The organism is Streptomyces sp. NPDC001153 (assembly GCF_053598315.1).
In genome coordinates this window covers 80,034-103,124 of record NZ_JBSFJZ010000004.1, presented here as the reverse complement: position 1 = coordinate 103,124, position 23,091 = coordinate 80,034, and the positions used below count along the sequence as shown (strand labels likewise).

General features: G+C 72.4%; 20 protein-coding genes and 1 tRNA gene. 8 read left to right on the top strand and 13 right to left on the bottom strand.

The window, feature by feature from the left end; all coding sequences use genetic code 11:
• Window positions 1–262: 262 nt before the first annotated feature.
• Window positions 263–1,522 carry a M6 family metalloprotease domain-containing protein gene (locus tag ACWDEN_RS05705; RefSeq protein ID WP_351618745.1) on the top strand — a complete coding sequence of 420 codons (1,260 nt, stop codon included), beginning with the start codon at window positions 263–265 and terminating at the stop codon, window positions 1,520–1,522.
• 69 nt (window positions 1,523–1,591) lie between these two features.
• Here the strand turns inward: ACWDEN_RS05705 and ACWDEN_RS05700 are convergent.
• The 7 genes from ACWDEN_RS05700 to ACWDEN_RS05670 form a co-directional block, all read right to left on the bottom strand.
• Window positions 1,592–1,665, bottom strand: a tRNA-Lys gene (locus tag ACWDEN_RS05700).
• A complete protein-coding gene (locus tag ACWDEN_RS05695; protein ID WP_351618748.1) occupies window positions 1,656–2,225 on the bottom strand; it encodes a bifunctional DNA primase/polymerase in 570 nt (189 codons plus the stop codon). Before ACWDEN_RS05695 ends, ACWDEN_RS05700 begins: the two co-directional genes overlap by 10 nt.
• 111 nt (window positions 2,226–2,336) lie before the next feature.
• Complete coding sequence (locus ACWDEN_RS05690; protein ID WP_351618750.1) at window positions 2,337–2,705, bottom strand: hypothetical protein; 369 nt, start codon at window positions 2,703–2,705, stop codon at window positions 2,337–2,339.
• A gap of 317 nt (window positions 2,706–3,022) precedes the next feature.
• A complete protein-coding gene (locus ACWDEN_RS05685) occupies window positions 3,023–4,360 on the bottom strand; it encodes an AAA domain-containing protein (protein ID WP_450857445.1) in 1,338 nt (445 codons plus the stop codon).
• Complete coding sequence (locus tag ACWDEN_RS05680) at window positions 4,357–5,955, bottom strand: hypothetical protein (RefSeq protein WP_351618755.1); 1,599 nt, start codon at window positions 5,953–5,955, stop codon at window positions 4,357–4,359. The genes ACWDEN_RS05685 and ACWDEN_RS05680 overlap by 4 nt, the downstream gene beginning before the upstream one ends.
• Complete coding sequence (locus ACWDEN_RS05675) at window positions 5,946–7,169, bottom strand: hypothetical protein (RefSeq protein WP_450857443.1); 1,224 nt, start codon at window positions 7,167–7,169, stop codon at window positions 5,946–5,948. The genes ACWDEN_RS05680 and ACWDEN_RS05675 overlap by 10 nt, the downstream gene beginning before the upstream one ends.
• A complete protein-coding gene (locus ACWDEN_RS05670) occupies window positions 7,066–8,010 on the bottom strand; it encodes a phosphatase PAP2 family protein (RefSeq protein ID WP_450857441.1) in 945 nt (314 codons plus the stop codon). The genes ACWDEN_RS05675 and ACWDEN_RS05670 overlap by 104 nt, the downstream gene beginning before the upstream one ends.
• Before the next feature lie 185 nt (window positions 8,011–8,195).
• Here ACWDEN_RS05670 and ACWDEN_RS05665 point away from each other — a divergent pair, with 185 nt between their 5' ends.
• On the top strand, window positions 8,196–8,792 hold the full coding sequence (locus ACWDEN_RS05665; RefSeq protein WP_450857439.1) for a histidine phosphatase family protein: 597 nt from the start codon (window positions 8,196–8,198) through the stop codon (window positions 8,790–8,792).
• A gap of 20 nt (window positions 8,793–8,812) precedes the next feature.
• Here the strand turns inward: ACWDEN_RS05665 and ACWDEN_RS05660 are convergent, their stop codons facing one another.
• Window positions 8,813–10,285, bottom strand: coding sequence for a hypothetical protein (locus ACWDEN_RS05660; protein ID WP_450857437.1), 1,473 nt, complete (start codon window positions 10,283–10,285; stop codon window positions 8,813–8,815).
• A 264-nt stretch (window positions 10,286–10,549) separates the two neighbouring features.
• Here ACWDEN_RS05660 and ACWDEN_RS05655 point away from each other — a divergent pair, with 264 nt between their 5' ends.
• Window positions 10,550–10,972 (top strand): hypothetical protein, encoded by a 423-nt coding sequence (locus tag ACWDEN_RS05655; RefSeq protein ID WP_351621912.1) that lies wholly within the window; start codon window positions 10,550–10,552, stop codon window positions 10,970–10,972.
• Window positions 10,973–11,433: 461 nt separating this feature from the next.
• Window positions 11,434–12,321 (top strand): spermidine synthase, encoded by an 888-nt coding sequence (locus ACWDEN_RS05650; RefSeq protein ID WP_351621915.1) that lies wholly within the window; start codon window positions 11,434–11,436, stop codon window positions 12,319–12,321.
• 54 nt (window positions 12,322–12,375) lie between these two features.
• Here ACWDEN_RS05650 and ACWDEN_RS05645 read toward each other — a convergent pair whose 3' ends face one another.
• Window positions 12,376–12,888: a hypothetical protein gene (locus ACWDEN_RS05645; RefSeq protein ID WP_351621918.1), complete on the bottom strand. Its 513-nt coding sequence runs from the start codon at window positions 12,886–12,888 to the stop codon at window positions 12,376–12,378.
• 99 nt (window positions 12,889–12,987) lie between these two features.
• Between ACWDEN_RS05645 and ACWDEN_RS05640 the strand changes: the two genes are divergently transcribed.
• From ACWDEN_RS05640 to ACWDEN_RS05625, 4 genes are all read left to right on the top strand, one after another.
• The gene (locus ACWDEN_RS05640; RefSeq protein WP_351621921.1) at window positions 12,988–13,695 is read left to right on the top strand and encodes a response regulator transcription factor; all 708 of its coding nucleotides are present in this window, start codon (window positions 12,988–12,990) and stop codon (window positions 13,693–13,695) included.
• Window positions 13,692–15,074 (top strand): sensor histidine kinase, encoded by a 1,383-nt coding sequence (locus tag ACWDEN_RS05635; RefSeq protein WP_351621923.1) that lies wholly within the window; start codon window positions 13,692–13,694, stop codon window positions 15,072–15,074. The genes ACWDEN_RS05640 and ACWDEN_RS05635 overlap by 4 nt, the downstream gene beginning before the upstream one ends.
• 132 nt (window positions 15,075–15,206) lie before the next feature.
• A complete protein-coding gene (locus ACWDEN_RS05630; protein WP_450857433.1) occupies window positions 15,207–16,673 on the top strand; it encodes a glycoside hydrolase family 18 protein in 1,467 nt (488 codons plus the stop codon).
• A gap of 231 nt (window positions 16,674–16,904) precedes the next feature.
• Window positions 16,905–17,969: an IS110 family transposase gene (locus tag ACWDEN_RS05625; protein ID WP_450857431.1), complete on the top strand. Its 1,065-nt coding sequence runs from the start codon at window positions 16,905–16,907 to the stop codon at window positions 17,967–17,969.
• 110 nt (window positions 17,970–18,079) lie between these two features.
• On the opposite strand, the gene ACWDEN_RS05620 is transcribed toward ACWDEN_RS05625, so the two are convergent.
• The 4 genes from ACWDEN_RS05620 to ACWDEN_RS05605 all read right to left on the bottom strand — a co-directional run bounded on the left by ACWDEN_RS05620 (window position 18,080) and on the right by ACWDEN_RS05605 (window position 22,855).
• Window positions 18,080–19,507 (bottom strand): GH1 family beta-glucosidase, encoded by a 1,428-nt coding sequence (locus ACWDEN_RS05620; protein ID WP_450857429.1) that lies wholly within the window; start codon window positions 19,505–19,507, stop codon window positions 18,080–18,082.
• Between the two features lie 110 nt (window positions 19,508–19,617).
• Window positions 19,618–20,502: a carbohydrate ABC transporter permease gene (locus ACWDEN_RS05615; protein WP_450857427.1), complete on the bottom strand. Its 885-nt coding sequence runs from the start codon at window positions 20,500–20,502 to the stop codon at window positions 19,618–19,620.
• Entirely contained in the window at window positions 20,499–21,524 is a 1,026-nt protein-coding gene (locus ACWDEN_RS05610) for a carbohydrate ABC transporter permease (RefSeq protein WP_450857425.1), read from the bottom strand. Before ACWDEN_RS05610 ends, ACWDEN_RS05615 begins: the two co-directional genes overlap by 4 nt.
• The gene (locus ACWDEN_RS05605; RefSeq protein WP_351608963.1) at window positions 21,521–22,855 is read right to left on the bottom strand and encodes an ABC transporter substrate-binding protein; all 1,335 of its coding nucleotides are present in this window, start codon (window positions 22,853–22,855) and stop codon (window positions 21,521–21,523) included. The genes ACWDEN_RS05610 and ACWDEN_RS05605 overlap by 4 nt, the downstream gene beginning before the upstream one ends.
• Window positions 22,856–23,091 lie beyond the last annotated feature (236 nt).

Here is a 23,091-nt window from a genome sequence, read left to right as displayed (position 1 = left end):
AGGCTGGCCCCGGGCCCTTCCAGCCACTGTCCAGTGTCCCGGACGGAGCACAGTTTCTGACAGATCGTTTCTGCCCGCACGTGGACGGGTTCTTCAGGCCCCCGACCAGTTGTGACGTTCCGTGAGTGTTCCGGGGTGTCGGGCGCCGGAGCGCGCCGGCGCTTTCGGGGGCGCGCTCACCCTTGTGGTGCAGGCGAACAGGGCATACCGCAATAAATACCAGCAATCTGGATGCGGGTCCCGTGAACCGCGTCCGGAGGTCATGGCCGTGACCAAGCTGCGCAGCACCGCCGCCGTGTGCACCACGCTGTCGGCGCTCGCCGCGACATCGATCCTCGGCGGCCCGTCGGCCGCCGAGCCCTTCTCCACGGCCCCCTGCGCCCTGCACCGGAGCGACGCCCACCACTCCGAGGGCGCGGACTCCTGGAACTCCGACTACACCCGCCCGACCGGCGCGCTCGACGCCGTGATGGTCTTCCTCTCCTTCCCGGACGCCGCCCCGCGCACCACGCCCGCCGAGCTCGCCGCCGACCACTTCCCGGCCACCAGCCACTACTACGAGCAGGCCTCCTACGGCAGGTTCACCCTCCGCCCGCACGCCTTGCGGCACTGGCTGCGCATGCCCCGGCCGTCCACGGCGTACGCCATAAAGCGGGACTGGGACGTGGACGACCGGGCCGCCTATCTCCAGGACGCGTTCGCCGTGGCCGACAAGGAGGTCGACTTCTCCCGCTACCAGGTCGTGTACTTCGTCGCCGACCCGGACGCGCCCGGCGTCGACTCGGACGCCACGAAGGTCGTGAACCTCGACACACCCGTCCACGTGGACGGCATCGACATCCACCGGGTCGTCACCGTCTTCGAGAAGCACCCGCCGGACCACCTCGTCCTCGCCCACGAGACCGGCCACATGTTCGACCTGCCCGACCTCTACCACCGCCCGGTCGACGGCAAGGGCGACTGGGACACCTACGTCGGCGACTGGGATCTGATGGGCAGCCAGTTCGGGCTGTCACCCGACATGTTCGCCTGGCACAAGTGGAAGCTGGGCTGGCTGGATCCGCGCCAGGTGGTGTGCGTGCGCGGCGCACGGCCGACCCGGCTGACCCTGGAGCCGCTGGAGGCCGGCCCGGGCATCCCGGTGCAGGGCGCGGCGGGCACCCCCGCCTTCGGCCTCGGGCACGGGGTGAAGCTGGCGATCGTGCGCACCGGGCCCGACAGCGCCCTGGCCTTCGAGGCACGCGGCACGGGCGGCAACGACCGGGCCACCTGCCGGCAGGGCGTCCTCGTGTACCGCGTCAGAAGCGGAGCGGAGTCCGGCGGCGGCCCGGTGGAGGTCGTGGACGCCCACCCGCACACCGAGGCCTGCTGGGAGAGCTCGGTCTACCCGCCCCTCGCCGACGCCCCGGTCGCCCTCGGCGAGAGCTTCACCGTGCCCGGGGAGGGCGTCCAGGTGGAGGTGGAGGGGAGGACGGCTTCGGGGGCGTGGACGGTGAGGATCACGCCGGGGATCAGGGACTAGGGGCGCATGCGCACATACGAAAACGGCGGGGCCGGATTCTTTCGAACCAGCCCCGCCGTTTCCTTCGCGTGCGCCGCCAGGGACTCGAACCCCGGACCCGCTGATTAAGAGTCAGCTGCTCTAACCAACTGAGCTAGCGGCGCCTGCTGACGTCGTAGACCTTAGCATCCTGGTCGGCGGGAGGAAAAATCGAAATCCGCACGGCGGCGCGGGCCGCTCGCACGGCCGCCCAGAGCACGACTTCCGGCCCGGGCAGCCAGGGGTGACGGTTGTCCGGAGCGACCAGCCAGCGGGAGTCACCGGGGGTGTCGCAGCCGGCCGGCGCCGGGACGGTCACCGCGTCGCCCGTGCCGTGACACAGCAGCGGCGGCACCGCCTGCGTACGGTTCGAGCCCCACTCCTCCCACGCCAGCAGCGAGGGCAGCCGCTGGGCCGTGCCCGGCGCGGCGAACAGCAGCACGCGGCCCCGGAACACCGCGACCGGGCCCGAGCCCGGGCCGTCGTCCCACAGCCGGTCCAGCATCCGGCGGCCGAAGATCGCCGGGGCGCTCACCACGTCGAAGACGGTGCCGCAGGGCAGGACGACCGGGGCGTCCGGGCGCTCCTCCCAGAGGGCGAGGGTGCTCCGCGGATATGTGCCCGCCGAGGCGAGCCAGTCGACGCCGTCGGAGGTGACGCGGGTGACGTTCGGTGCGCTGCTCATGCCACCTACATGTACCGGCCGTGAGTGCGCGGTTCTTCTGAGTTGCGGAAAACCGGGACAGGGGGGTGTGGGCAGGAGTATCTTGCCCGCCTGGCATATGCCAGGCGCGGATCACACCGGATCGGGGTACGTCCGCCCCTCGCTGTTGCCCCGCATCAGGTCCCGGCCGAACTCGACCATCTTCTTCGCGTAGTCCTCGGTCCACTCCGCCCGCTCGGCGATGTCCGCCGGGGTCAGCCGGTCGAAGCGGCGCGGGTCGGCGAGCTGGGCCGCCGCGACGGCCTGGAACTCCAGGGCCCGGTCGGCGGCCGCACGGAACGCCTGGGTCAGCTCCGTGGCCCTGGCCAGCAGCGCCCGCGGATCCTCGATCGACTCCAGGTCGAAGAAGTGCTCGGGATCGCCGGCCGCCTCCGCGGGCTCGAAGATCAGAGGCGCGGGGCGTAGCCGCGGTTCATTCCGACGCGGCGTGGGCTCCGCCATGTCCTGTCTCCTCCTCGTACGGTTCGCTCGGCACCGCCTTCAGGTGGGCCACCGTCCATTGTCCCGCGCCCCCGCAAGGGGCCCTCAAGGTCGAAGGCTCACCCTGTGTTCCGCCACTCTCCGGGCCGGGCCGGCACTCGTGTGCGCTCACGGTCGCCAGTCCACCCTGTGTTCCGTCAGGTGTGCCAGGACCGCGTGGTTCGCCTCCCAGCCGTCCGGGGCTGTAACCATGTGCCGCCTCCGGCGGCGTGCCGGACTGCGTCCGGCGGTGGGGTGGTGTGGCGCTGATCGCCCGTGGGCGGGTGCCGGAGGGGTGGTCATGGTCGCCAGCTCACCCTGTGTTCCGTCAGGTGTGCCAGGACCGCGTGGTTCGCCTCCCAGCCGTCCGGGAATTTCACCAGCGTGCCCAGCTGGACGGGTTCCGTGGACGGGTAGGCGTCCAGGAGGTCGCCGACGCCCGCGCGGCAGACCATGATGCAGGCGTGCCGGTGCCGGGAGGCCAGGACGCACAGGCGGCCGGTCTCCAGGTGGAAGGCGGTGGCGTCGGGGCGGCCCGAGAGTGGGTGCAGGACGACCGTGACGTCGTACTCCCGGCCCTGGAGACGGTTCGCGGTGTCCACCGTGACGTCCGCCACGCCCAGCTCGGCGAGCGCCGTGCGCACCGCCGCCGCCTGGTCGCGGTGGGCCGTGCCGACGGCGACGCGGTCGGCGGTGAGGGGCGCGGGCTCATCCGAGCGCTCGGAGAGCGCCGCGCCGCCTCTGTCCAGCAGACGGCGCACGACGGTCGCCACCGCCCGCACCGCCTCGGGATCCGTGCGCGGGGTGTGCCGGGCGGGCAGCTCCAGCAGGCCCCAGCCGGACTCAGCCGCCTCGTCGATCACCCGGTCAGGGCCGGAGCCGTCCGAGGGGACCGCGAAGGCCAGTCGGCGGTCGCCGTGGCCGGTGCCGCTGCGGAAGGGGGTGTACGGATAGAACGCGTCCGAGATCAGGGGGGCCGCGGAGGCCGGGAGGCGCCAGGAGACCGGGAGGCGGTGCTGGGGAAGGCCGGGGTTGTGGGCCAGCAGGGTGGTCACGGCGGAGGCCGAGGGGTCGTACGACAGCCCCGCCCACTGCTCGCTGCCGACGATCGCGAACGGGTCCAGCTGCCCGGGGTCGCCGACGAACAGCGCCCGCTCGAACAGGCCCGCCACGGCCAGCAGGGAGTCCGAGCGCATCTGGTACGCCTCGTCCACGATCGCGTGCCGCCAGGGCTCGTCGGCCTTCACATGCGCCCACTTCGCCGCCGTGGACAGCACGACCGGCAGGCCGTTCAGGTCGGCCGCCTTCGCCGACGTGCGGACCTGCGGCAGGTCGTCCAGCGCCTTGTCGTAGGGGTCGCTGTCGCTGCTGTGCAGCCGGCCGACCGGCAGGTCCGGGTTCTTCTCGGCGAGCCGGAGGACGAGATCGTCCACCTGGGCGTTCGTCTGCGCCACGACCATCAACGGGCGCCCGGCGTCGGCCAGTTCGAGGGCCGCGCGGACCACGAGCGTCGACTTGCCGGCGCCCGGCGGGGAGTCCACGACCACACCGCGCTCGCTGCCGTGCAGGGTGTCGTGGAGGATCGCCTCGGTGGCGCGGGCGGCAGCGGCTCCGGGGTCGAAGTCGACCGTCGTCACAGGACGTCCTCCTCGGTGATGGGGTCGGCCGCCTCCTGGACGGCCTCACCCGGCGGGCCGCCGTGGGTCCACGGGGTCTCCTCCGGGTCGGGCAGCTTCGCGCCGCCGCGCTGCTCGTGCTCGAACAGGGTGAAGCAGATCCGGTCGCCCTTCTCCGGCACCGAACCGGGCTCCGGCTCCTTGCCGCGGCCCATCTTGTCCAGGACGCGGAGGACCAGCACACCTCCGTCCGAGGAGCCCTCGTACCCGACGAACTCCGCCGACTGCGGCTTGCCGCCCAGCGAGCGGTACGCCTTCGCCCGCTCGGCGAGATGCGGCCGGTCGTCCGTGCGGACCGTCACCAGCGGGCGCGGGCTCGGCCGCTTGCCCTCGCTGTACGCCATGACGACATCGGTCACCTCACCCGCGAACGCCTCCCCGGTCAGCCGCCGCCCCGCCATCACCAGCGGGTCGTCCAGCGCCTCCTGCGCCTCCAGCCGGGCCTGCTCGCGCTCGCGCGTGGCCAGCTTGTTCGCCGCCGTCACCGCGTCGTCCCGGCGCGGCTGCGGGGGCTCGCCCGCCAGCACCCGGTCGCGGTGCCCGGTGAAGGACCAGCGGTCGCGGGTCCAGCGCTCCTCCACGTGCGCGCCCTCCGGCAGCGCCCGCAGCAGGTCCAGGCCCCGCCACACCGCGTCCCAGGTGGGCCGGGTGCGGCTTTCCACCAGGTCGCGGATCTCCCGCTCGGCCGCCGTGAGCGCGGCCAGCCGGTCGTCGGCGGCCAGGGCGTCCTCGGCGGCGGCGAGTGCGGTGCGCGCGCGGTCGTAGCGCTCGATCGCGGGGGCCAGCAGCCTGTTGTCGAACGCCGGGTCGGTGGCGGGTCCGGCCGGCGGGCACAGCAGCTGGCCGGCGGCGTCCCGGGCGAGCTCGGCCCGGCGCGCGGCCTCGGCGCCGGAGGTGCCCTCCGGAGGGTCGATCCAGGCGAGCAGCGCGCCCAGGTGCTGGTCCTCCAGGCTGGACTGGCCGGTCGCCCAGTGCCGGGACAGCACGTCGGTGAGGGCCAGGAGGAGGGAGGAGCCGGGAACGCGGGAGCGCTCGCCGTAGTGGGTGAGCCAGCGGCCCAGCAGCGGCACCCGGGGCGGCGCCGGATAGGGGGTTTCAGGGTCCTGCTCGGCGGTCCGGCGGAACCGCATCGAGCGGCCCAGCAGCCGTACGAAGTCCAGGCCGGCCCGGCTCGGCACGATCAGCTGGGGGGCGTCCGCGCACAGCTCCACCTCGACCTTGACCCGCTTGCCGGTCTCCGGGTCGGTCTCGGTGCGCTCGGCCGCCTCCACCGACTCGGCGCAGGAGTCGATGTACGGCAGGACGACGTCGGCCAGTTCGGCGAGGAAGGCGAAGCGCAGGTCGCGGTCGCGGGGCTGCGGTACGACCAGCAGGCGCGGCGCGTCCCGGTCGGTGCCGACCAGCGCGCCGAGCGGGGCGCCCGCCTCACCGGCGGTGGTGAGCGGCACGAACACCAGCGGGCGCGTCGACAGATGGCGGTGCCGGACGGTAGCGGCGGGCTGGGCCCGGCCGCTGCTGACGGCCTCGAGCCGGGAGAGGGCGGCGATCAGGGACACGGGGCGACCTCCCGGTGGGCCGCGTCCGTCAGCGCCTCCGCGCGCAGGGCGGCCGCCCTGCGCAGCGCCGCGACCGCCGGGTCGGCCGGGTCGCCGCTCTCGCCGCGGGCCGCCGCGAGGACGTCCTCGACCGTGGTCAGACCGCCCAGTTCGGCGCGCAGCGGCCGGCCCAGACGGGTGACGGCGCCCTCCTCGCGGGAGCGTTCCCGGCAGTGGAAGGCCAGTTCGCACGCGGACAGGCACTCGGGCGCGTACGTCGCCGGAACCGCCTCGACGGCCGCCGTCAGCTCCTCGGCACTCCGGTCGGGCGCGAAGCACGTGCCCTCGGGCAGGGTCCCGGCGATCTCCTCGATCCGGGTGAGCCGGGCCAGCTGGCGGGCGGTGACCGCGCGCTGCTTGCGGATGTCGACGGCGGATGCCGCGGGCAGGTTGGAGAAGTCCTTCGGGCACACGAGCAGGATCCGGTGATGCACGCGCGGCGCCCCCTCGGCACCGGCGGCCCCCTCCGGCTCCGCGCCGAGCCGTCCCGCCACCTCCTCCAGGGCCAGCACGTACACCGCCGCCTGCCGGGCCGCCGCGCCGACCTTCGCCGGGTCCGCCGAACCGTCCAGCATCGGGAAGGACTTGATCTCCACCACCGACCAGCTGCCGTCCGGGTGCACCACCACCGCGTCCGGCTCCAGGAAGGCGAGCGAGCCGGCCACGTCCAGGGCGAGCATCGGGTGGTCCAGCAGGGTCCAGCCGCCCGCCCGCGTGGCCTCGCGCAGCGCCAGCGCCGTACGGGCCGTCCGCCCCTCGGGGCCGTGCGCCGTCAGGTCGGGTACGGCGGCCCCCTCGGGCGGTTCGGCGCCCGGATCCAGGCGGGCGTGCGCCAGCCGCAGCAGTGCCGCGCCGCCGTCCGCCTTCACCTTCGTCTCGAACGCGTTCCCCCGGGTCAGCGCGAACTGCGACTGCCCGAATCCGGACGGCGCGCCCAGCGCGCTCGCCAGCCGTGCCTTGTCGACCCCGGCGCCGTCCAGGATCGCCCGCCGCGCGCACCCGGGGTTCGCGGCGAGTGCCGCGAGGGCGCGCGCGTCCAGGGCCTTGGCCGGTACGTCGGGACCGCGCAGCTCAGCGAGCCGGTGCCGCAGCCCCTTCTCCCGCGTCGCTGGGGGAGGCGTCGGGTTCGGCCCCGGCGTCGAGCTGCGACTCGCGCTGCCGTGGAATTCGCTCACCCGCGGAAGTCTGGCATCCGGCACTGACAATCGGGGAACCCGTGCCGTCCGTGACCGGTGTGCGGCGCGGGAACAGGCGGGCCCGGACCAGGTCCAGGAGCCGCATGACGCGCGGCGCGAGCAGCAGGCCGGCGCCCATCACGGCCACACCGGCGACCGCGTCGAGGAGGTAGTGGTTGGCGGTGCCCATGACCACGAGCGCGGTGCCCAGCGGATAGAGGACACCGATGATCTTCGCCCCGCGCGTGCCGCCGTGCCGCCACAGCATCACCCCGCACCACAGCGCCCAGCCGACGTGCAGGCTCGGCATGGCCGCGTACTGGTTGGTCATCCCGCCCATGCCGCGCGGCGCACTCGCCTCGCCGCCCCACCAGCCGTACGAGCTGTAGTGCGCCATGGTGTCCACGAAACCGTGGCCGGCGGACAGCAGCCGGGGCGGGCAGGTCGGCAGCAGCGTGAAGCCGATCAGGCCGAGGAACGTGGACGTCATCAGCCAGGTCCGGGCCCGCCGGTAGTACTCGGCGCGCCTGCGGAACAGCCAGACGAGGACGGCGGGCGTGATCAGGTAGTGCAGCGAGGCGTACCAGAAGTCGGCCGGCACCCCGAGCCAGGGCTCGCGCGTGAACAGCCGGTTGAGCGGGTGCTCGGCGTTGAGGTGCAGGGTCTGCTCGAGGCGCAGGATCGCCAGGCCGTGGTCGACGGCGGAGGAGACGTCACCGCGGGCGAGGAGGCGGCCGGCCGAGTAGCAGCCGTAGACGAGGAGGATCAGGGGCAGCTCGGTCCACCAGCGCAGCCGGGTACGCGGGAGCACCTCGGTGCCCGGTGTCTCGGTCTGCGGCATCCGATCGTCCTCCCCCTTGTCGCTTGCGGCCCGCCCCGCAGGGCGACCGTGTCACTTTACGGTGTCCGTGTCCCCGCCCATGAGGGCGCTCCGGCCCACGAAGACGCCGAGATCGCCCGCCGGGTTGCCCCGGAACCGGTTGAGCGATGATGGGAGGGTCCCCTTCGCTCCCGGAAAGGTCTCCCATGGCACCGCGCATCCTGCTGGCCCGGCACGGACAGACGGACTGGTCACTGTCCGGCAAGCACACCGGCAGGACAGACGTACCGCTGCTGGAGGAGGGCCGGCGGGGGGCCAAACTGCTCGGCGAGCGACTGCACCGGGCCCCGCTGGACGGGCTGCCGGCGGCGGAGGTGCGCACGAGTCCGCTGGCACGCGCGCGTGAGACGTGCGAACTGGCCGGTTTCGGCGACCGGGCCACCACCTGGGACACGCTCATGGAGTGGGACTACGGCGCCTACGAGGGCATGACCCCGGCCCAGATCCAGGCCGTCCGGCCGGGCTGGCTGATCTGGCGGGACGGGGTGCCGGACGGGGAGAGCATCGCCGACGTGACCGCGCGCGCGGACGAGGTGGTGGCGTGGGCCCGGTCGGCCGACCGCGACGTCCTGGTCTTCGCGCACGGCCACATCCTCCGCTCCATAGGCGCGCGATGGCTGGGCCTGCCGCTGGACTTCGCCGCCCGGATACGCCTGAACCCGACGTCGCTGTCCGTGCTGGGATGGGCCTACGGGGAACCGGCGATCGAGAGCTGGAACGACCTGGGGCACCTGGCGGGATAGCCACACCCCTCCCGTTCCGCCTACGCCCTCGCCGTCCTCGGCACCGAGGCATGCCGGTCGAGGAACTCGGAGACCCCCGACGCGCGCCGGTGAGGCAACAGCACCCGGGCCGTCCCGGCCAGCATGCTCTGGATCCGTGAGGACTGGACCTGGTCCAGCAACGACAGCACCTGCAAACCGGCGGCGGCCGCCTCGTCCGGACGGCCCTCACGCGCGAGGTCGTCGGCGAGTTCCGCGGTGTAGAGCGCGATGTTGCGGGTGAAGTGCGGATCCTGCAGATGCGCAGCCCGGCGCGCGTGCCGCGCCGCGCGCCGCCAGTCGCCCAGCATGGACCAGCACTGCGCCTCCAGACCCTCCAGCTCGGCCTCCCCGTAGAAGCTCATCCACTCGGGGTCGGCGTCCGAGCGGCCCCGCGCGAAGAGCGCCTGCGCCCGGACGAGCACCTGTTCACAGCCGGTGCGGTCGGCGAGCCCCGCCCAGCCGCCGGCTTCCCGCAGCGCGAGCAGGGACATCAGGCGCGCCGAGCCCAGCGGCGCGGCCGCGCGCTGTGCGGCCTGCGCGGCGCGGACCGCCTCGCGGGGGCGGCCGGCGTCCCGCGCCAGGAACGCGGTGTTGCAGAAGGCGTGCGCCTCCAGCGCCGGGTCCCCGGTCATACGGGCCGTGGCCAGCGCCTCCGCGTAGTGCGAGCGGGCGTCGTCGAAGCGGCCGGAGTCGTGCGCCAGCCAGCCCACGGAGATGGCGAGTTCACCGGCGCCCGAGTGCAGCCGTTCGGCGGTGGTCTGCCGGGTCGCGCCGGCGTCCAGGAGTGCGTAGGCCGCGCGCAACGGAGCCGCCGCGCGCCGGTAGAGGCCGTCCGCGCCGTGCCGGTCGTCGAGCAGCCGGATCCGGCGGACGGCCTCCTCCAGGGCGAGCGCCTCCGGGGTCCCGGGCCGGCGGGCGGTCCGGACCGCGGCCGCGGCGTCCGTGGTGAGCCCCAGCGGGGCCAGCGTGGCGGCGGCAACCGTGGCGCCTCCGCCGGTCATGAATGCGCGACGCAGCACGTCGCTCTCCTCGTGGTTCAGATGGTCTTTCGCGTACGGTTCTGGCGCGCCGTACGGGTCCTGCGTGTCATACGGTTCTGCAGCCCCCCGTGACTCATGCGACTCACCGGGCGCCTGGTCGGCGACGGGTTCCCCGGGCACCTCCGCCGCCGGACGCGCCGCGCGGCCGCGGACGGCCGAGCGCGGCGCGAAGCCGAGGTCGGTGAGCGTGCGGCCGGGGAACATGTGCAGGAACACCCGTTCGTACGCGTAGTTCGGGCAGCGGATCTCGCCCGCCTCGACCCTGCCGATGTACCGCGCGTCACAACTCACCCGCTCACCGATCTCGCGCGCGGCGCGCCGTACGAGCGCCGCGAACTCGGCCGGTGAACGCCTGCCGCGCAGGTGCCGGAAGGCGAGGTTCGGCCGTGGTGGCCGTTCGGGCTGTGACGAGGTCTCGGTTGACGACGCCATGGCCGGGTCCTCTCGTGCGAACCGTCGAACCATGCCGGGGCCGGGGCGATACGCGACGAGTTGTCCGAGTGGCGCCCTGGTTCCGGCGGGCATGAACGTACCTGCTGTGAAGGACCCGCCACGCAGTGTTTGGCTACAAACCGGATATCTCATCCACGATCTGCCATGAAGTGCCATTCTTTGCGGCGCACTTGTGCGTAGCCGTTGACGGGCTTGCGCGTTGGACTCCGTGGACCGCAACAGGGCTGTGTGGTGGAGGCCGTCATGGAGACCAGGGAGTCCAGCCAGAGCAACGAACCTTGTACGTCGCCGTCGTCGGCCGGGGGAGACTGCGTGGACGCGGCGGCCTGCGACCTTGTGACGGTACCGGCGCGGCAGGGTCTCGAGGCGGTCGACATCCTGCGGCGCGGCGTCGGTGAGGCGATGGGGCCCGTGCTGCACGACGGCGGTTGCGCCACCCTCGGCTTCCTGGTTCCGGCGGGCACGGCGGCCGGTTGGGACGTGCCGGGCAGCACCTGTACGGAGACCGACGGGCGCGGACTCAGACTGAACCCCGAGCCGCCGGTGGAGGGCTCCGACTGGCTGCTGCCGCCCGGCGAGGCCGACCTCGCCACCGACCCGATGGTGCTGCGCCGGGCCCTCGGAGAGGCGGCTCGGCTGATCGAGGCGGCCGACGGCTGCCAGTGAGACGACCCGGCCGCTCGAGGCGCGGACGACTGCCGACGAAACGATCCGCCGCTCGAGGGACCGACAGCGGCTGGTGGAGCGGCCCGGGCTCGCCGAGGGGCCGACAGCTGTCGGTGGAGCGGACTGGCCGGCCGACGGGTCGACGGCTGGCGGTGGAACGATCCGTCCCGGTCGGGGGGCGACAGCTGTCGGCGGGGCGGCCCGGCCGGCCGAGGGGGCGACGGCTTCGGTGGAGCGACTCGGCTGGTCGAGCGGCGGGCGGCTGCCGGTGGAGCGGCCCGGCCCGGTCGGGGGGCGACGGCAGCCGGTGGAGCGTACCGGTCGGTCGAGGTGCGGACGGCTGCCGGTGAAACGATCCGCGGGTCGGGGGACCGACAGCAGCCGGTGGAGCGGACCGGTCGGTCGGGAGGGCGGTGGCTGTCTGTGCGGCGCGGGCCCCGGCGGGCTGCGACAATGGTTCGATGGGTGGGTCCAGGAGCACGCGGAAGGCGCAGCACACGCGGCGCAGGCCGGCGGCCGTCGAAGCCGTCGTGGAGGCGGTCGACGGCGGCCTCGCACAGCTCGTGCCCGACCCCGACCGAGGCCGTGCCTGGACGCTGCTGATCGACGGCGCGCCCCAGTCGCACGTCGACCTGGACGACCCCGCGTATCTCTCCTTCGAGTACCAGCGCCGTCTCGGGCATGTCATCGACCTCGTCGCCCCTCCCGGCAAGCCCGTGCGTGTCGTGCATCTCGGCGGCGGCGCGTTCACCCTCGCCCGGTACGCCGCCGCAACCCGGCCCCGCTCCACCCAGCAGATCGTCGAGCGGGACGCGGCCTTGGTCCAACTGGTCCGCCGGGAGCTGCCGTTGGACCCGAACGCCCGGATCCGGGTCAGATCGGCGGACGCCCGCGCGGGCCTCGCCAAGGTGCCCGACGGCTGGGCGGACCTGCTCATCGCGGACGTCTTCAGCGGCGCCCGCACCCCGGCCCATCTCACCTCCACCGAGTTCCTGGACGAGGTCCGCCGGGCCCTGAAGCCGAACGGGGTCTACGCCGCCAACCTCGCCGACGGCCCGCCGCTCGCCCATCTGCGTGGCCAGATCGCCACCGCTGCCGCCCGGTTCGCCGAGCTCGCGCTGATCGCCGACCCCGCCGTCCTGCGCGGCAAGCGCTTCGGCAACGCCGTCCTGGTCGCCTCCGACACCCCGCTCCCCGTCGCCGAACTCACCCGCCGCGCCGCCTCCGACCCGCACCCGGGCCGGGTCGAACACGGCAAGCCGCTCACCGACTTCACGGGCGGCGCGGCCCCCGTGACGGACGCGGCGGCCGTGGCCTCCCCGGCCCCGCCGCCGTCGGTGTTCCGCTGACCGGCTCTGCCCGAGCACGGGGCTCAGCTGACCCGGCTCTTCCCGGGCGTGGGCTCAGTAGTTCCCGATGTCCACATGCGGCGGCCCGTCGTGCCAGGTGCACATCACCGACACCCGCTCCGTGCCGCTGCTGAACTCCACCCGGATCCAGGTCTCGGTCTTCCACACCTGCATCGACCAGCCGGTCCCCGGCGTCGCCGAGACGAGCGTGGCACTGGACGGGCCGAGGTCGAACACGGCCCGGCCGCCGTCGGTGTCGTACGACTTGACCCGGCCGGACACGGACGGGGACGAGGAGGCGGTGGGGGAGGGGCCCGAGGTCCGGGTGGGTGCGGGGGCCGTGGCCGGAGGCCTGGGCGACGGGCCGGCGGACGAGGGAGGCCGGTGCGTCGGCGAGTTCAGGGACTTCGAGCCCTGGGCCGTCGCGTCGGCGGCCGTGACCGGCAGGGCGCGCGGCGGGTCGTACGCCGTCCCGGCCATCACCGTGTGCACACCCCACCACGACAGCGTGACCGCCGCTCCCGTCGCGAGCAGCCACGCCAGTACGTGTACGAGTCCTCTGCGCATCGCGGGCCATACTGCCCCAGGGGGACCGCCGTGCGCACACGCCCCGAGTTATCCACAGGCGTCCGCCCGGTGCGGGCCGCATGGCGTACGGTGCGGCGCATGGCAAGTGTGCTCGTGGTCGAGGACGACCAGTTCGTACGCTCGGCGCTCATCCGGCATCTGACCGAGGCCGCACACACCGTGCGCAGCGTCGGTACGGCACTGGAGGCGCTGCGCGAGGTCGCCCATTTCCGTTTCGACGTGGTCGTCCTGGACCTCGGACTGCCGGACCTGGACGGCTCCGAGGCGCTGAAGATGCTGCGCGGCATCACGGACGTGCCGGTGATCGTCGCCACCGCCCGGGACGACGAGACGGAGATCGTCCGGCTGCTCAACGCCGGCGCGGACGACTACCTGACCAAGCCGTTCTCCGTCGAGCACCTCTCCGCGCGGATGGCGGCCGTACTGCGCCGGGCCCGCTCCGGGGGCACGGAGGCCGCGCCCTCCTCCGTGCTGCGGGTCGGCGGCCTGACCGTCGACCCGCTGCGCCGCCAGGCCGAGCTGGACGGGATCCGCCTCGACCTCACCCGCCGCGAGTTCGACCTGCTCGCCTTCCTCGCCGGCCGCCCCGGGGTGGTCGTCCCGCGCAGGGAACTGCTCGCCGAGGTCTGGCAGCAGTCCTACGGCGACGACCAGACCATCGACGTCCATCTGTCCTGGCTGCGCCGGAAACTGGGGGAGACGGCCGCCCGGCCCCGCTATCTGCACACCCTCCGGGGGGTCGGCGTCAAGCTCGAACCCCCGGCCGACGGGGAGCCGGTGCGATGAGATGGGCTCTGGTCAAGGTCTGCCTGGCGGTCACCACGATGGTCGTGGTCGCCTTCGCGGTCCCGCTCGGCCTGGTCGTCAAGGAGATGGCCCGCGACCGGGCGTTCTCGAACGCCGAGCGGGAGGCCGCCGCCGTCGCGCCCGCGCTGTCCATCACCACCGACCGGGACAAACTGGAGCGTGTGGTGGCCTCGGCCGGCGCCGACTCCGGGATGGCCGTGCACCTGCCCGCCGACGGTGGCCGGTCCGCCCTGGACATCGGCCGCCGGCGCGCCGCCGACCGCGACATCCAGGCGGTACGGAAGCTGGGCCGGGCCTCCACGACCTCGGTGGCCGGCGGCTCCACGCTGCTGCAGCCGGTCGCGCTGAGCTCCGGTGACATCGCGGTCGTCGAGGTGTACGTCCCCGAGGCCGAGGTGACCAACGGCGTCGGCACGGCCTGGGCGGTGCTCGCGGCCGTCGGCCTCGCGCTGATCGTCGGCTCGGTCGCGGTCGCCGACCGGCTCGGGGTGCGTATGGTGCGGCCCGCCCAGCGGCTGGTCGAGGGGGCGCACGATCTGGGCGAGGGCAAGCTGGGCGCCCGGGTGCCGGAGGACGGTCCGACCGAACTGCGGCTCGCGGCCGTGGCGTTCAACTCCATGGCCGACCAGGTCGTCCAGCTCCTCGCCAACGAGAGAGAGCTGGCGGCGGACCTCTCGCATCGCCTGCGTACGCCGTTGACCGTGCTGCGGCTCAACGCGGCCTCCCTGGGCGGCGGACCGGCCGCCGAGCAGACCCGGGCCGCGGTCGCCCAGCTGGAGCGCGAGGTCGACACCATCATCCGTACGGCCCGGGAGGCCAAGCCGCAGACCGCCGCCCCCGGCCCCGGTGCCGGGTGCGACGCGGCCGAAGTGGTGCGCGAGCGCATGGAGTTCTGGTCCGCGCTCGCCGAGGACGAGGGCCGCAAGTGGCGGGTGGCCGGAGTCGAGCGGCCGGTGCGCATACCCGTGGCCCGCGCCGATCTGGCCGCCGCCCTCGACGCCCTGCTCGGCAATGTGTTCCGGCACACCGCCGAGGGCACCGCCTTCGCGGTCGACGTGCACAACGGCGAGGACGCGGTGATCGTGCTGGTCTCCGACGCGGGCCCCGGCATAGCCGACCCGGAGGCGGCGATGGCCCGCGGCCGCGGCTCCGGAAGCGCCGGTTCGACCGGACTCGGGCTCGACATCGTGCGCAGGCTCGCCGAGTCCACCGGCGGGGACGTCCGGGTCGGCACCTCGGTGCTGGGCGGCACCGAGGTGCGGATCTGGTTCCAGCTGGACGGGCGGCGGCCGGTGGCGCGGGGCCGTGTCCGAAGACGCCGATCGGGCAAACCGGTCCCCAGTGGTCTCGACCATTAATCGTCCCCGATCCCTTCCTTAAGCGAACCCTAAGGTCTGCAACGGCCGTCCGGATCAGGCCGTTTGCCCGATTCCGGATCGCTAGCGTGCTGCCGCACCTCACCCCCGTGAACAGCGAAGGCAGGCACGCGCATGACCACGCACCGGCGCAGGATCAGTGGCAGGAACAAGGCGATAGGCGGTCTCGTGGCCGCGGCCGTGGTCGGCGGTGGCGCGCTCCTGCTCACCGGCACGGCCAACGCGGCCGGCGTGAACGCCGCGTACACCAAGACCAGCGACTGGTCGACCGGCTACACCGCGCAGTACGTCGTCACCAACAACAGCGGCCAGACCGAGAAGACCTGGACCCTGGAGTTCGACCTCCCGGCGGGCGCCCGGCTCGGCTCCCTGTGGAACGGCGAGTCGAGCGTCAGCGGTTCGCACGTCACCGTGAAGCCCGCGAAGTGGGACACCGAGGGCCTCGCCGCCGGGAAGTCGGTGACCGTCGGTTTCGTGGTCGAGGGCAAGGGCGACCCGACGGGCTGTCGTATCGACAACTCCCAGTGCTCCGCGGACGGCGGCGCCATCCCCGAGCCCAGCGGCCGTCCCACCGCGACCCAGTCGCCGACCCCGACAGCCGCCCCGACCAGGAGCGCCACTCCCACCCCGACCAGGACGGCCACCCCGACCCCGACCGCCTCGCAGACGACCGGCAGCGGCACCACCGCCTCCGCCGGCTTCGCACCGTACGTCGACACCTCCCTCTACCCGGCCTTCGACCTGGTGGGCGCGGCCGACGCGACCGGCGTGAAGAACTACAACCTCGCCTTCATCACCGACGGCGGCGGCTGCACCCCCAAGTGGGGCGGTGTCACCGACCTGACCAGCGACGCCGTCGCCGCGCAGATCGGCTCGCTGCGCGCCAAGGGCGGTGACGTCCGGGTCTCCTTCGGCGGCGCCTCCGGCTCCGAACTGGCCACCACCTGCTCCTCGGCGGACGCGCTGGCGGCGGCGTACGGCAAGGCGGTCGACGCGTTCAAGCTGACCAAGGTCGACTTCGACGTCGAAGGCGGCGCGCTGCCGAACACGGCGGCGAACACCCTCCGGGCGAAGGCGATAGCGAAGCTCCAGGCGCAGCACCCGGGCCTGGACGTCTCCTTCACCCTCCCGGTGATGCCCGAGGGCCTCACCCAGGACGGCGTGAACCTCCTCTCCAACGCCAAGTCCAACGGCGTGAAGGTCTCCACCGTCAACATCATGGCGATGGACTACGGCGCCTCGTACAACGGCGACATGGGCGACTACGCCCAGCAGGCCGCGACGGCCACCCAGGCCCAGGTCAAGAGCGTCCTCGGCCTGTCCGACGGCGCCGCCTGGAAGACGGTCGCCGTCACGCCGATGATCGGCGTCAACGACGTCTCCTCCGAGATCTTCAAGGTGGACGACGCCACCCAGCTGGTGAACTTCGCCAAGTCCAAGGGCCTCGGCGGCCTGTCGATGTGGTCCGCGGCCCGCGACAAGCAGTGCGCAGGCGGCGCGAAGAACTCCGCCGACCCCACGTGCAGCTCCGTAGTCCAGGACACGTTCGCCTTCTCGAAGGCGTTCGGCGCCTTCAACTGACAGTGAGGATTGGCGATGGCATCGCTCGGGGGTCTGACTCTCCGACTGACTGACGCTTCGGTTGTCCTTGTGGGGAATCGTCGGCCTGCCGGGCGGTGCCGCTTGGCGCGTGGCCGGTCGGGCGTCTGTGACTTCATAGCCTGGCCAGAGGTCCCATCACTGTCTTGTCCGTCGGCCCGACCGGCCCGTGCCCTCCCACAGGCGAGCGTTGGAAGGGCAGTACGCAACAGCATGGCAGACGAGATAGCGGTGATCGGCGGGATCGACACCCACACCGACCTCCACCAGGTCGCCGTCATCGACAGCATCGGCCGGCACCTGGCCACCGAGGCGTTCGAGACCACCCCCGAGGGATACACACGGCTGCTGGCTTGGCTGAAGTCGCACGGCGAGGTCCTGGCGGTGGGCATCGAGGGGACCGGTGCCTACGGCGCTGAGGTGGCCCGGTTCCTGACCGCGCACGGTGTCACCGTGGTCGAGGTCGACCGGCCGGACCGCAAGGCCCGCCGGGACAGCGGCAAGTCCGACCCCATCGACGCCTACGCGGCGGCGACCGCGGTCCTGTCCGGCCGGGCCGGCGGGACACCGAAGGCCAGGAACGGGATCGTGGAGGCGATCCGGGCTCTGCGGGTGGCCCGCAAGAGCGCCGTCAAGGCCCGCACCCAGACCATCAATCAGATCCGGACTCTGATCGTCACCGCCCCGTCGGCGGTGCGAGACAGGCTGAGGGGCCTGTCGACCAGCGCGCTGGTCGACACCCTGGCCCGCTCCCGCCCGGCCGGCGAACTCGACGATCCGGCCTGCGCAGTGCGCATCGCCCTGCGGCGGCTCGCACGCCGCTACCAGGCACTCGACGAGGAGATCAAAGACGCGGACCGGGAGATCGGGCCACTGGTCACCAAGGCCGCCCCGAACCTGGTCGCCCTTCCAGGCGTCGGCCCCGAGACCGCCGGGCAGCTGCTGACCAGTGCGGGCGACAACTCCGACCGGCTCCACTCCGAAGCGGCCTTCGCCCACCTGTGCGGTGCCTCCCCCGTTCCCGCCTCATCCGGCCGCACCAAACGCCACCGCCTCAACCGCGGCGGCGACCGCGCGGCCAACAACGCCCTGCACACGATCGTCTTGGTCCGCATCCGATACGACCAGCGGACGCAGGACTACATGGCCCGACGCACCGCCCAAGGCATGACGAAGAAAGACGTGGTCCGCTGCCTGAAACGGTTCGTCGCCCGCGAGATCTACCGCCACCTACCCCATGCGACCCGCACCACCGAACCGCTCCCACAGACCGCTTGACGATCTATAGGAGCTTCCCTGCGGAGACCGGGCGTGTGGCGGCATCGCACACGTGCGCGTCTGACAGCTCTGAGGAGACGCGGCCCGCTCCGGACGGGCCGCGTTCGTCTCTAGTCGGCCTCCACCGTCGGCAACACCCCCGTCCGCGCCGCCTCCCCGTACCACCGCGCGCTCGACTTCGGTGTCCGCTCCAGCGTCGTGTAGTCGACGTACACCGCGCCGAAGCGCTTGCCGTAGCCGTACGCCCACTCGAAGTTGTCCATCAGGGACCACAGGTAGTAGCCGCGCACATCGGCGCCGTCCGTGAGGGCGCGGCGGACCTCGGACAGGTGGCCGTGCAGGTAGGCGATGCGCTCGGGGTCGTGGACGCGGCCCTCGGGGTCGGGCTTGTCGTCGTAGGCGGCGCCGTTCTCGGTCACGTACAGCGGCAGACCCGGTGCCTCGCGCGTGTAGCGCATGAGCAGGTCGTACAGGCCGGTCGGATCGATCGTCCAGCCCATCTCCGTGTGCTCGCCCGGGGTCTGGTGGAAGAGCACGTCGTCGGCGCCCGGCCACGGCGAGTGCTCACTGGCCCCGTGGCCGTCCGCCCGGGGGCCCTTGACCTCCCCGGACGCGGCCGAGACCAGGGCCGGGGTGTAGTAGTTCAGGCCCAGCGCGTCCAGCGGGACGTTGATCGTGCGGGTGTCGCCGTCCAGGACGTACGACCAGTCGGTGACCGAGGCCGTCGCGGAGAGCAGCGACTCGGGGTACGCCCCGTGCAGCATCGGGCCGTGGAAGATCCCGTTGGCCAGGTCGTCGATCCGGCGGGCCGCGGCCAGGTCGGCCGGGTCCTGCGAAAAGGGCCGTACGACGGAGGAGTTGAGGCTGATCGCGATCTCGTTGCGGGCCGGCATCACCGAGCGCAGGGCGGAAGCCGCGAGACCGTGCGCGAGGTTGAGGTGGTGGGCGGCGCGCAGCGAGGCCGCCGGGTCGGTACGGCCGGGGGCGTGGACACCCGAGCCGTAGCCCAGGAAGGCGCTGCACCAGGGCTCGTTGAGGGTGATCCACTGCTCCACCCGGTCGCCCAGCGCCTCGCCGACCAGCCCCGCGTACTCGGCGAACCGGAACGCGGTGTCCCGCTGCGGCCAGCCGCCCGCGTCCTCCAGCTCCTGCGGCAGGTCCCAGTGGTAGAGGGTGAGCGCCGGCCTGATGCCGTGGGCGAGGAGCTCGTCCACCAGACGCCGGTAGAAGTCCAGGCCGCGCTGGACCGCCGGGCCCCGGCCGGTGGGCTGCACCCGGGACCAGGACACCGAGAAGCGGTACGCGGTCAGGCCCAGCTCCGCCATCAGCGCCACGTCCTCGCGGAAGCGGTGGTAGTGGTCGACGGCGATGTCACCGGTCTCACCGCCGGCCGTCCTGCCCGGCGTATGGCTGAAGGTGTCCCAGATCGAGGGGGTGCGGCCGTCCTCCCGCACCGCCCCCTCGATCTGGTAGGCCGAGGTCGCGGCGCCCCAGAGGAAGGCGGGAGGAAAGGTCACGGAGGTAACGGGTTGAGGCATGGAAGCGCTCCCAATGGGGTCGTAGGAGACCAGGGGTCGATGGAGGGGGAAGGGAGGAGGCGGAGGAGGGGCCGGGGCGGCGGTGGCCCGGCCCCCGTGCACAGGAGGTGTCAGCCCTTGATCGCGCCCTGCATGATCCCGCCCACGATCTGCTTGCCGAACAGCACGAACGCGACCAGCAGCGGCAGCGTGCCCAGCAGCGCGCCCGCCATGATCACCGCCTGGTCCGGGACGTATCCGGTGCCGAGCGAGTTCAGGGCCACCTGCACGGTCGGGTTCTGCTGGTTCAGGGCGATGATCGGCCACAGGAAGTCGTTCCAGGCGAACACGAACGTCAGCAGGCCGAGTACGGCCATCGCGGGCCGCGCCGCCGGGAAGACCACGTGCCAGACGATCCGGATGCTGCTCGCCCCGTCCACCCGGGCCGCCTCGATCAGCTCCGTCGGCAGCGCCTGCACCAGGTACTGCCGCATGAAGAACGTACCGAAGGCGGTGACGAGACTCGGCAGGATCACCGTCTGCAGCTGGTTGGACCAGCCGAGGTCCGACATCCACAGATACAGCGGTACGACGGCCAGTTGCGGCGGGATCATCATCGTGCCGATGGTCAGCAGCAACAGCAGGCTGGAGAACCGGAACCGCAGCTTGGCGAAGGCGAAGCCGGCCAGGGTCGAGAACAGCACCGTGCTCACCGTGATCGTGCCCGCCACGATCACCGAGTTGAACATCGCGGTGCCCAGCCCCGCCTGGTCCCAGGCCGTCTGCAGGTTCTTGAACAGGTTGCCGCCGAACCACAGCGGCGGCGGTGTCTGCGCGAGCCGCCGGTCGGTGCGGGACGCGGCGATCGCCGTCCACACCAGCGGGGCGAGCGAGACCAGCGCGAAGACGGTCAGCACGACGTACGTCACCGGGCCCGCGTGCAGCTGTCTGCCCGCGCCCATCCGGCCCCGGTGCCGGACGGCCTTGCGGGGCAGTGTCAGTTCACCGGTCGTCATTGGGACTTCCTCAGCCGTCGGGTGAGCAGCAGATTGACCGCGGCGATGACCAGCAGGATCAGGAACATCGACCAGGCGATCGCGGACGCCTTGCCGAGGTTGCCGATGATCCAGCCCTGGTCGTACATGTACAGACCGAGCGTCTGGTACTGGTGGTCGGAGCCGCCCTTGGAGCCGCTGACCCCGCCGAACAGCAGCGGCTCGCCGAAGAGCTGGGTCGCGCCGATGGTGGAGACGACCACCGTGAAGAGGATCGTCGGCCGCAGCTGCGGGATCGTCACATGCCGGAACTGCTGCCAGCGGTTGGCGCCGTCGATCGCCGCCGACTCGTACAGATCGGTCGGGATCGCCTGCATGGCCGCCAGATAGATCAGCGCGTTGTAGCCGGTCCACCGCCAGATCACGATGGACGACACCGCGAACTGCGAACCCCAGTCGGACTCACGCCAGTTGACAGGGTTCACGCCGAAGAAGTGCAGGATCCAGTTGACCATGCCGCCGTCCCACGAGTACAGCAGCGTGAACACCAGGGTCGCCGCGGCCACCGAGGTGGCGTACGGGGTCAGCATCACCACACGCCAGACGGTCGAGCCCCGCAGCCGGTAGTTCAGCAGATGCGCGAGCCCGATCGCGGCCAGCAGCTGCGGCACGGTCGAGATGACACCGATGGTCAGGGTGTTCTTCAGGGCGTTCCAGAAGAAGTCCGACGACCACAGGTTCTTGTAGTTGTCCAGGCCCGCCCAGGTCTGGTGGTCCAGCGAGGACAGCTGCACGTCGTGCAGCGAGTACCAGGCCGTGTAGAGCAGCGGGACCAGCGTGAACGCCCCGAACAGGACGAAGAACGGGGACACGAACGCGTACGGCGACGACTTCATGTCCCAGCGGTACAGCCGGCTGGGCCAGGAGTCGGCGCCCGCCGGCGTACCGCGACCGTGAGCGCCCCGCGCCGCGCCCGGCGGGGTGCCGGGCGCGGCGTCGGCGCTCGACGCGGGGTGCGCGAGAGCCTGCTTGGGGCTGGTCACTGGCCGAGCACGTCCTTGATCTCCTTGGACGCCGCGTCCCAGCCCTGGGACGGCGACTTGCCCTTCTGCTCGACCTGGAGGATGCCGACGTCGGTGATCGCGGTGTTGATCGGCTGGTCCTTGATGCCGAAGTACTGCGTCGGGATCGTCTTGGCCGAGTCGGAGAAGATCTGGGTGAGCGGCGCGTTCGAGAAGTACGCCGTGGTGTCCGCGGCCGGCTTCAGGCTCGGGTACGCCGACGGGGTCGAGGGGAAGCTCGCCTGCTTGGCGAAGACCTTGGCCTGCTGCTCGGGCGCGGTCAGCCACTTGGCGAGCGCGACGGCCTCCTTCTGGTGCTTGCCCGCCGTCGGCACGCCGAGGAAGGAGCCGCCCCAGTTGGCCGCGGTGGGCGCCGCCGCCACGTCCCACTGGCCCTTGCCGGCGTCGCCGGACTTCTGCTCGATGTAGCCGATCATCCACGCCGGGCAGGCGACGGTGGCGAAGGCGGCGTTGGCGTAGCCCTGGTCCCAGGTCGGGTCGAACTGCTTCAGCTTCGCCGACATGTTGCTGGTGGCGACGTCCATGGCGACGTTCCACGCCTTCTTCACGCCGTCGGACTTGTCCCAGACGACGTTGCCGGTCGCCTTGTCGTAGTACCGCTCGTCGGCGCCGCCGAGGGCCGCGTTGTAGACGGAGGACGCGGAGTCCACGAACTTGGTGCCCTGGGGAGCCTTCTTCATGTACTGCTTGCCGACGTCGACGTACTTGCTCCAGTCGCCCTTCCACATCTCGGCGAGCTTGGTCCGGTCGGTCGGCAGCCCCGCCTTCTGGAAAAGGTCCTTCCGGTAGCAGACGGCCATCGGCCCGATGTCGGTCCCGAGCCCGATGAGCTTGCCGTCCTTGGTGGTGGCCTGGGCGTTCTTCCAGTCCAGCCACTGGGACTTGTCGACCTCCTTGCCCAGGTCGACGAACTTGTTCGCCTGGGTCTGCACGGCCTCGGTGATGTTGCCGATCTCGATGGCCTGGATGTCGTCGGTGCCGGAGCCGGCCTGGAGGCGGGTGAGCACCTTCGGCCAGTACACGTCGGTGCGGGTGGTGACGTTCTCCTTGATGTTGATGTCCGGGTGCAGCTTCATGTACTCGTCATAGAGGCCGGACTGCTTGTAGCCGAAGACGCCGAAGGTGCCGATGGTCAGCGTGATCTTGCCTTTGCCACTGCCGTTGCCGCCGCCGGAGCCGTCCGACGAGCCGTCGTTCGAGTCCTTGGCGCAGCCGGCCAGCAGCCCCGTGGTCAACGCGGCAACGGCCGCGAGGGCCATCAGCCGCTGGGACCGGCGGATGCTCGTGCGCATTGCGTCCTCCTGTTGCCTGACGTGCCGACCCCCCGGCCAACTGCATGGAACAGGGCCCGTTCGTGCTCGCTGCGGCTCGGGCGGGGAACGTGCGGGATGTGTAGGTGCCAGGTACTGTGGGAGCGCTCCCATAAGTGATGCGTTGAAGGGTCGCCGGTGCGGGGCGGGGTGTCAAGGGAGCGGACAGCGGCAACTGCGTTCAGTTATCTGAGCGTTAACCGGGGCGAGCCGGGGGC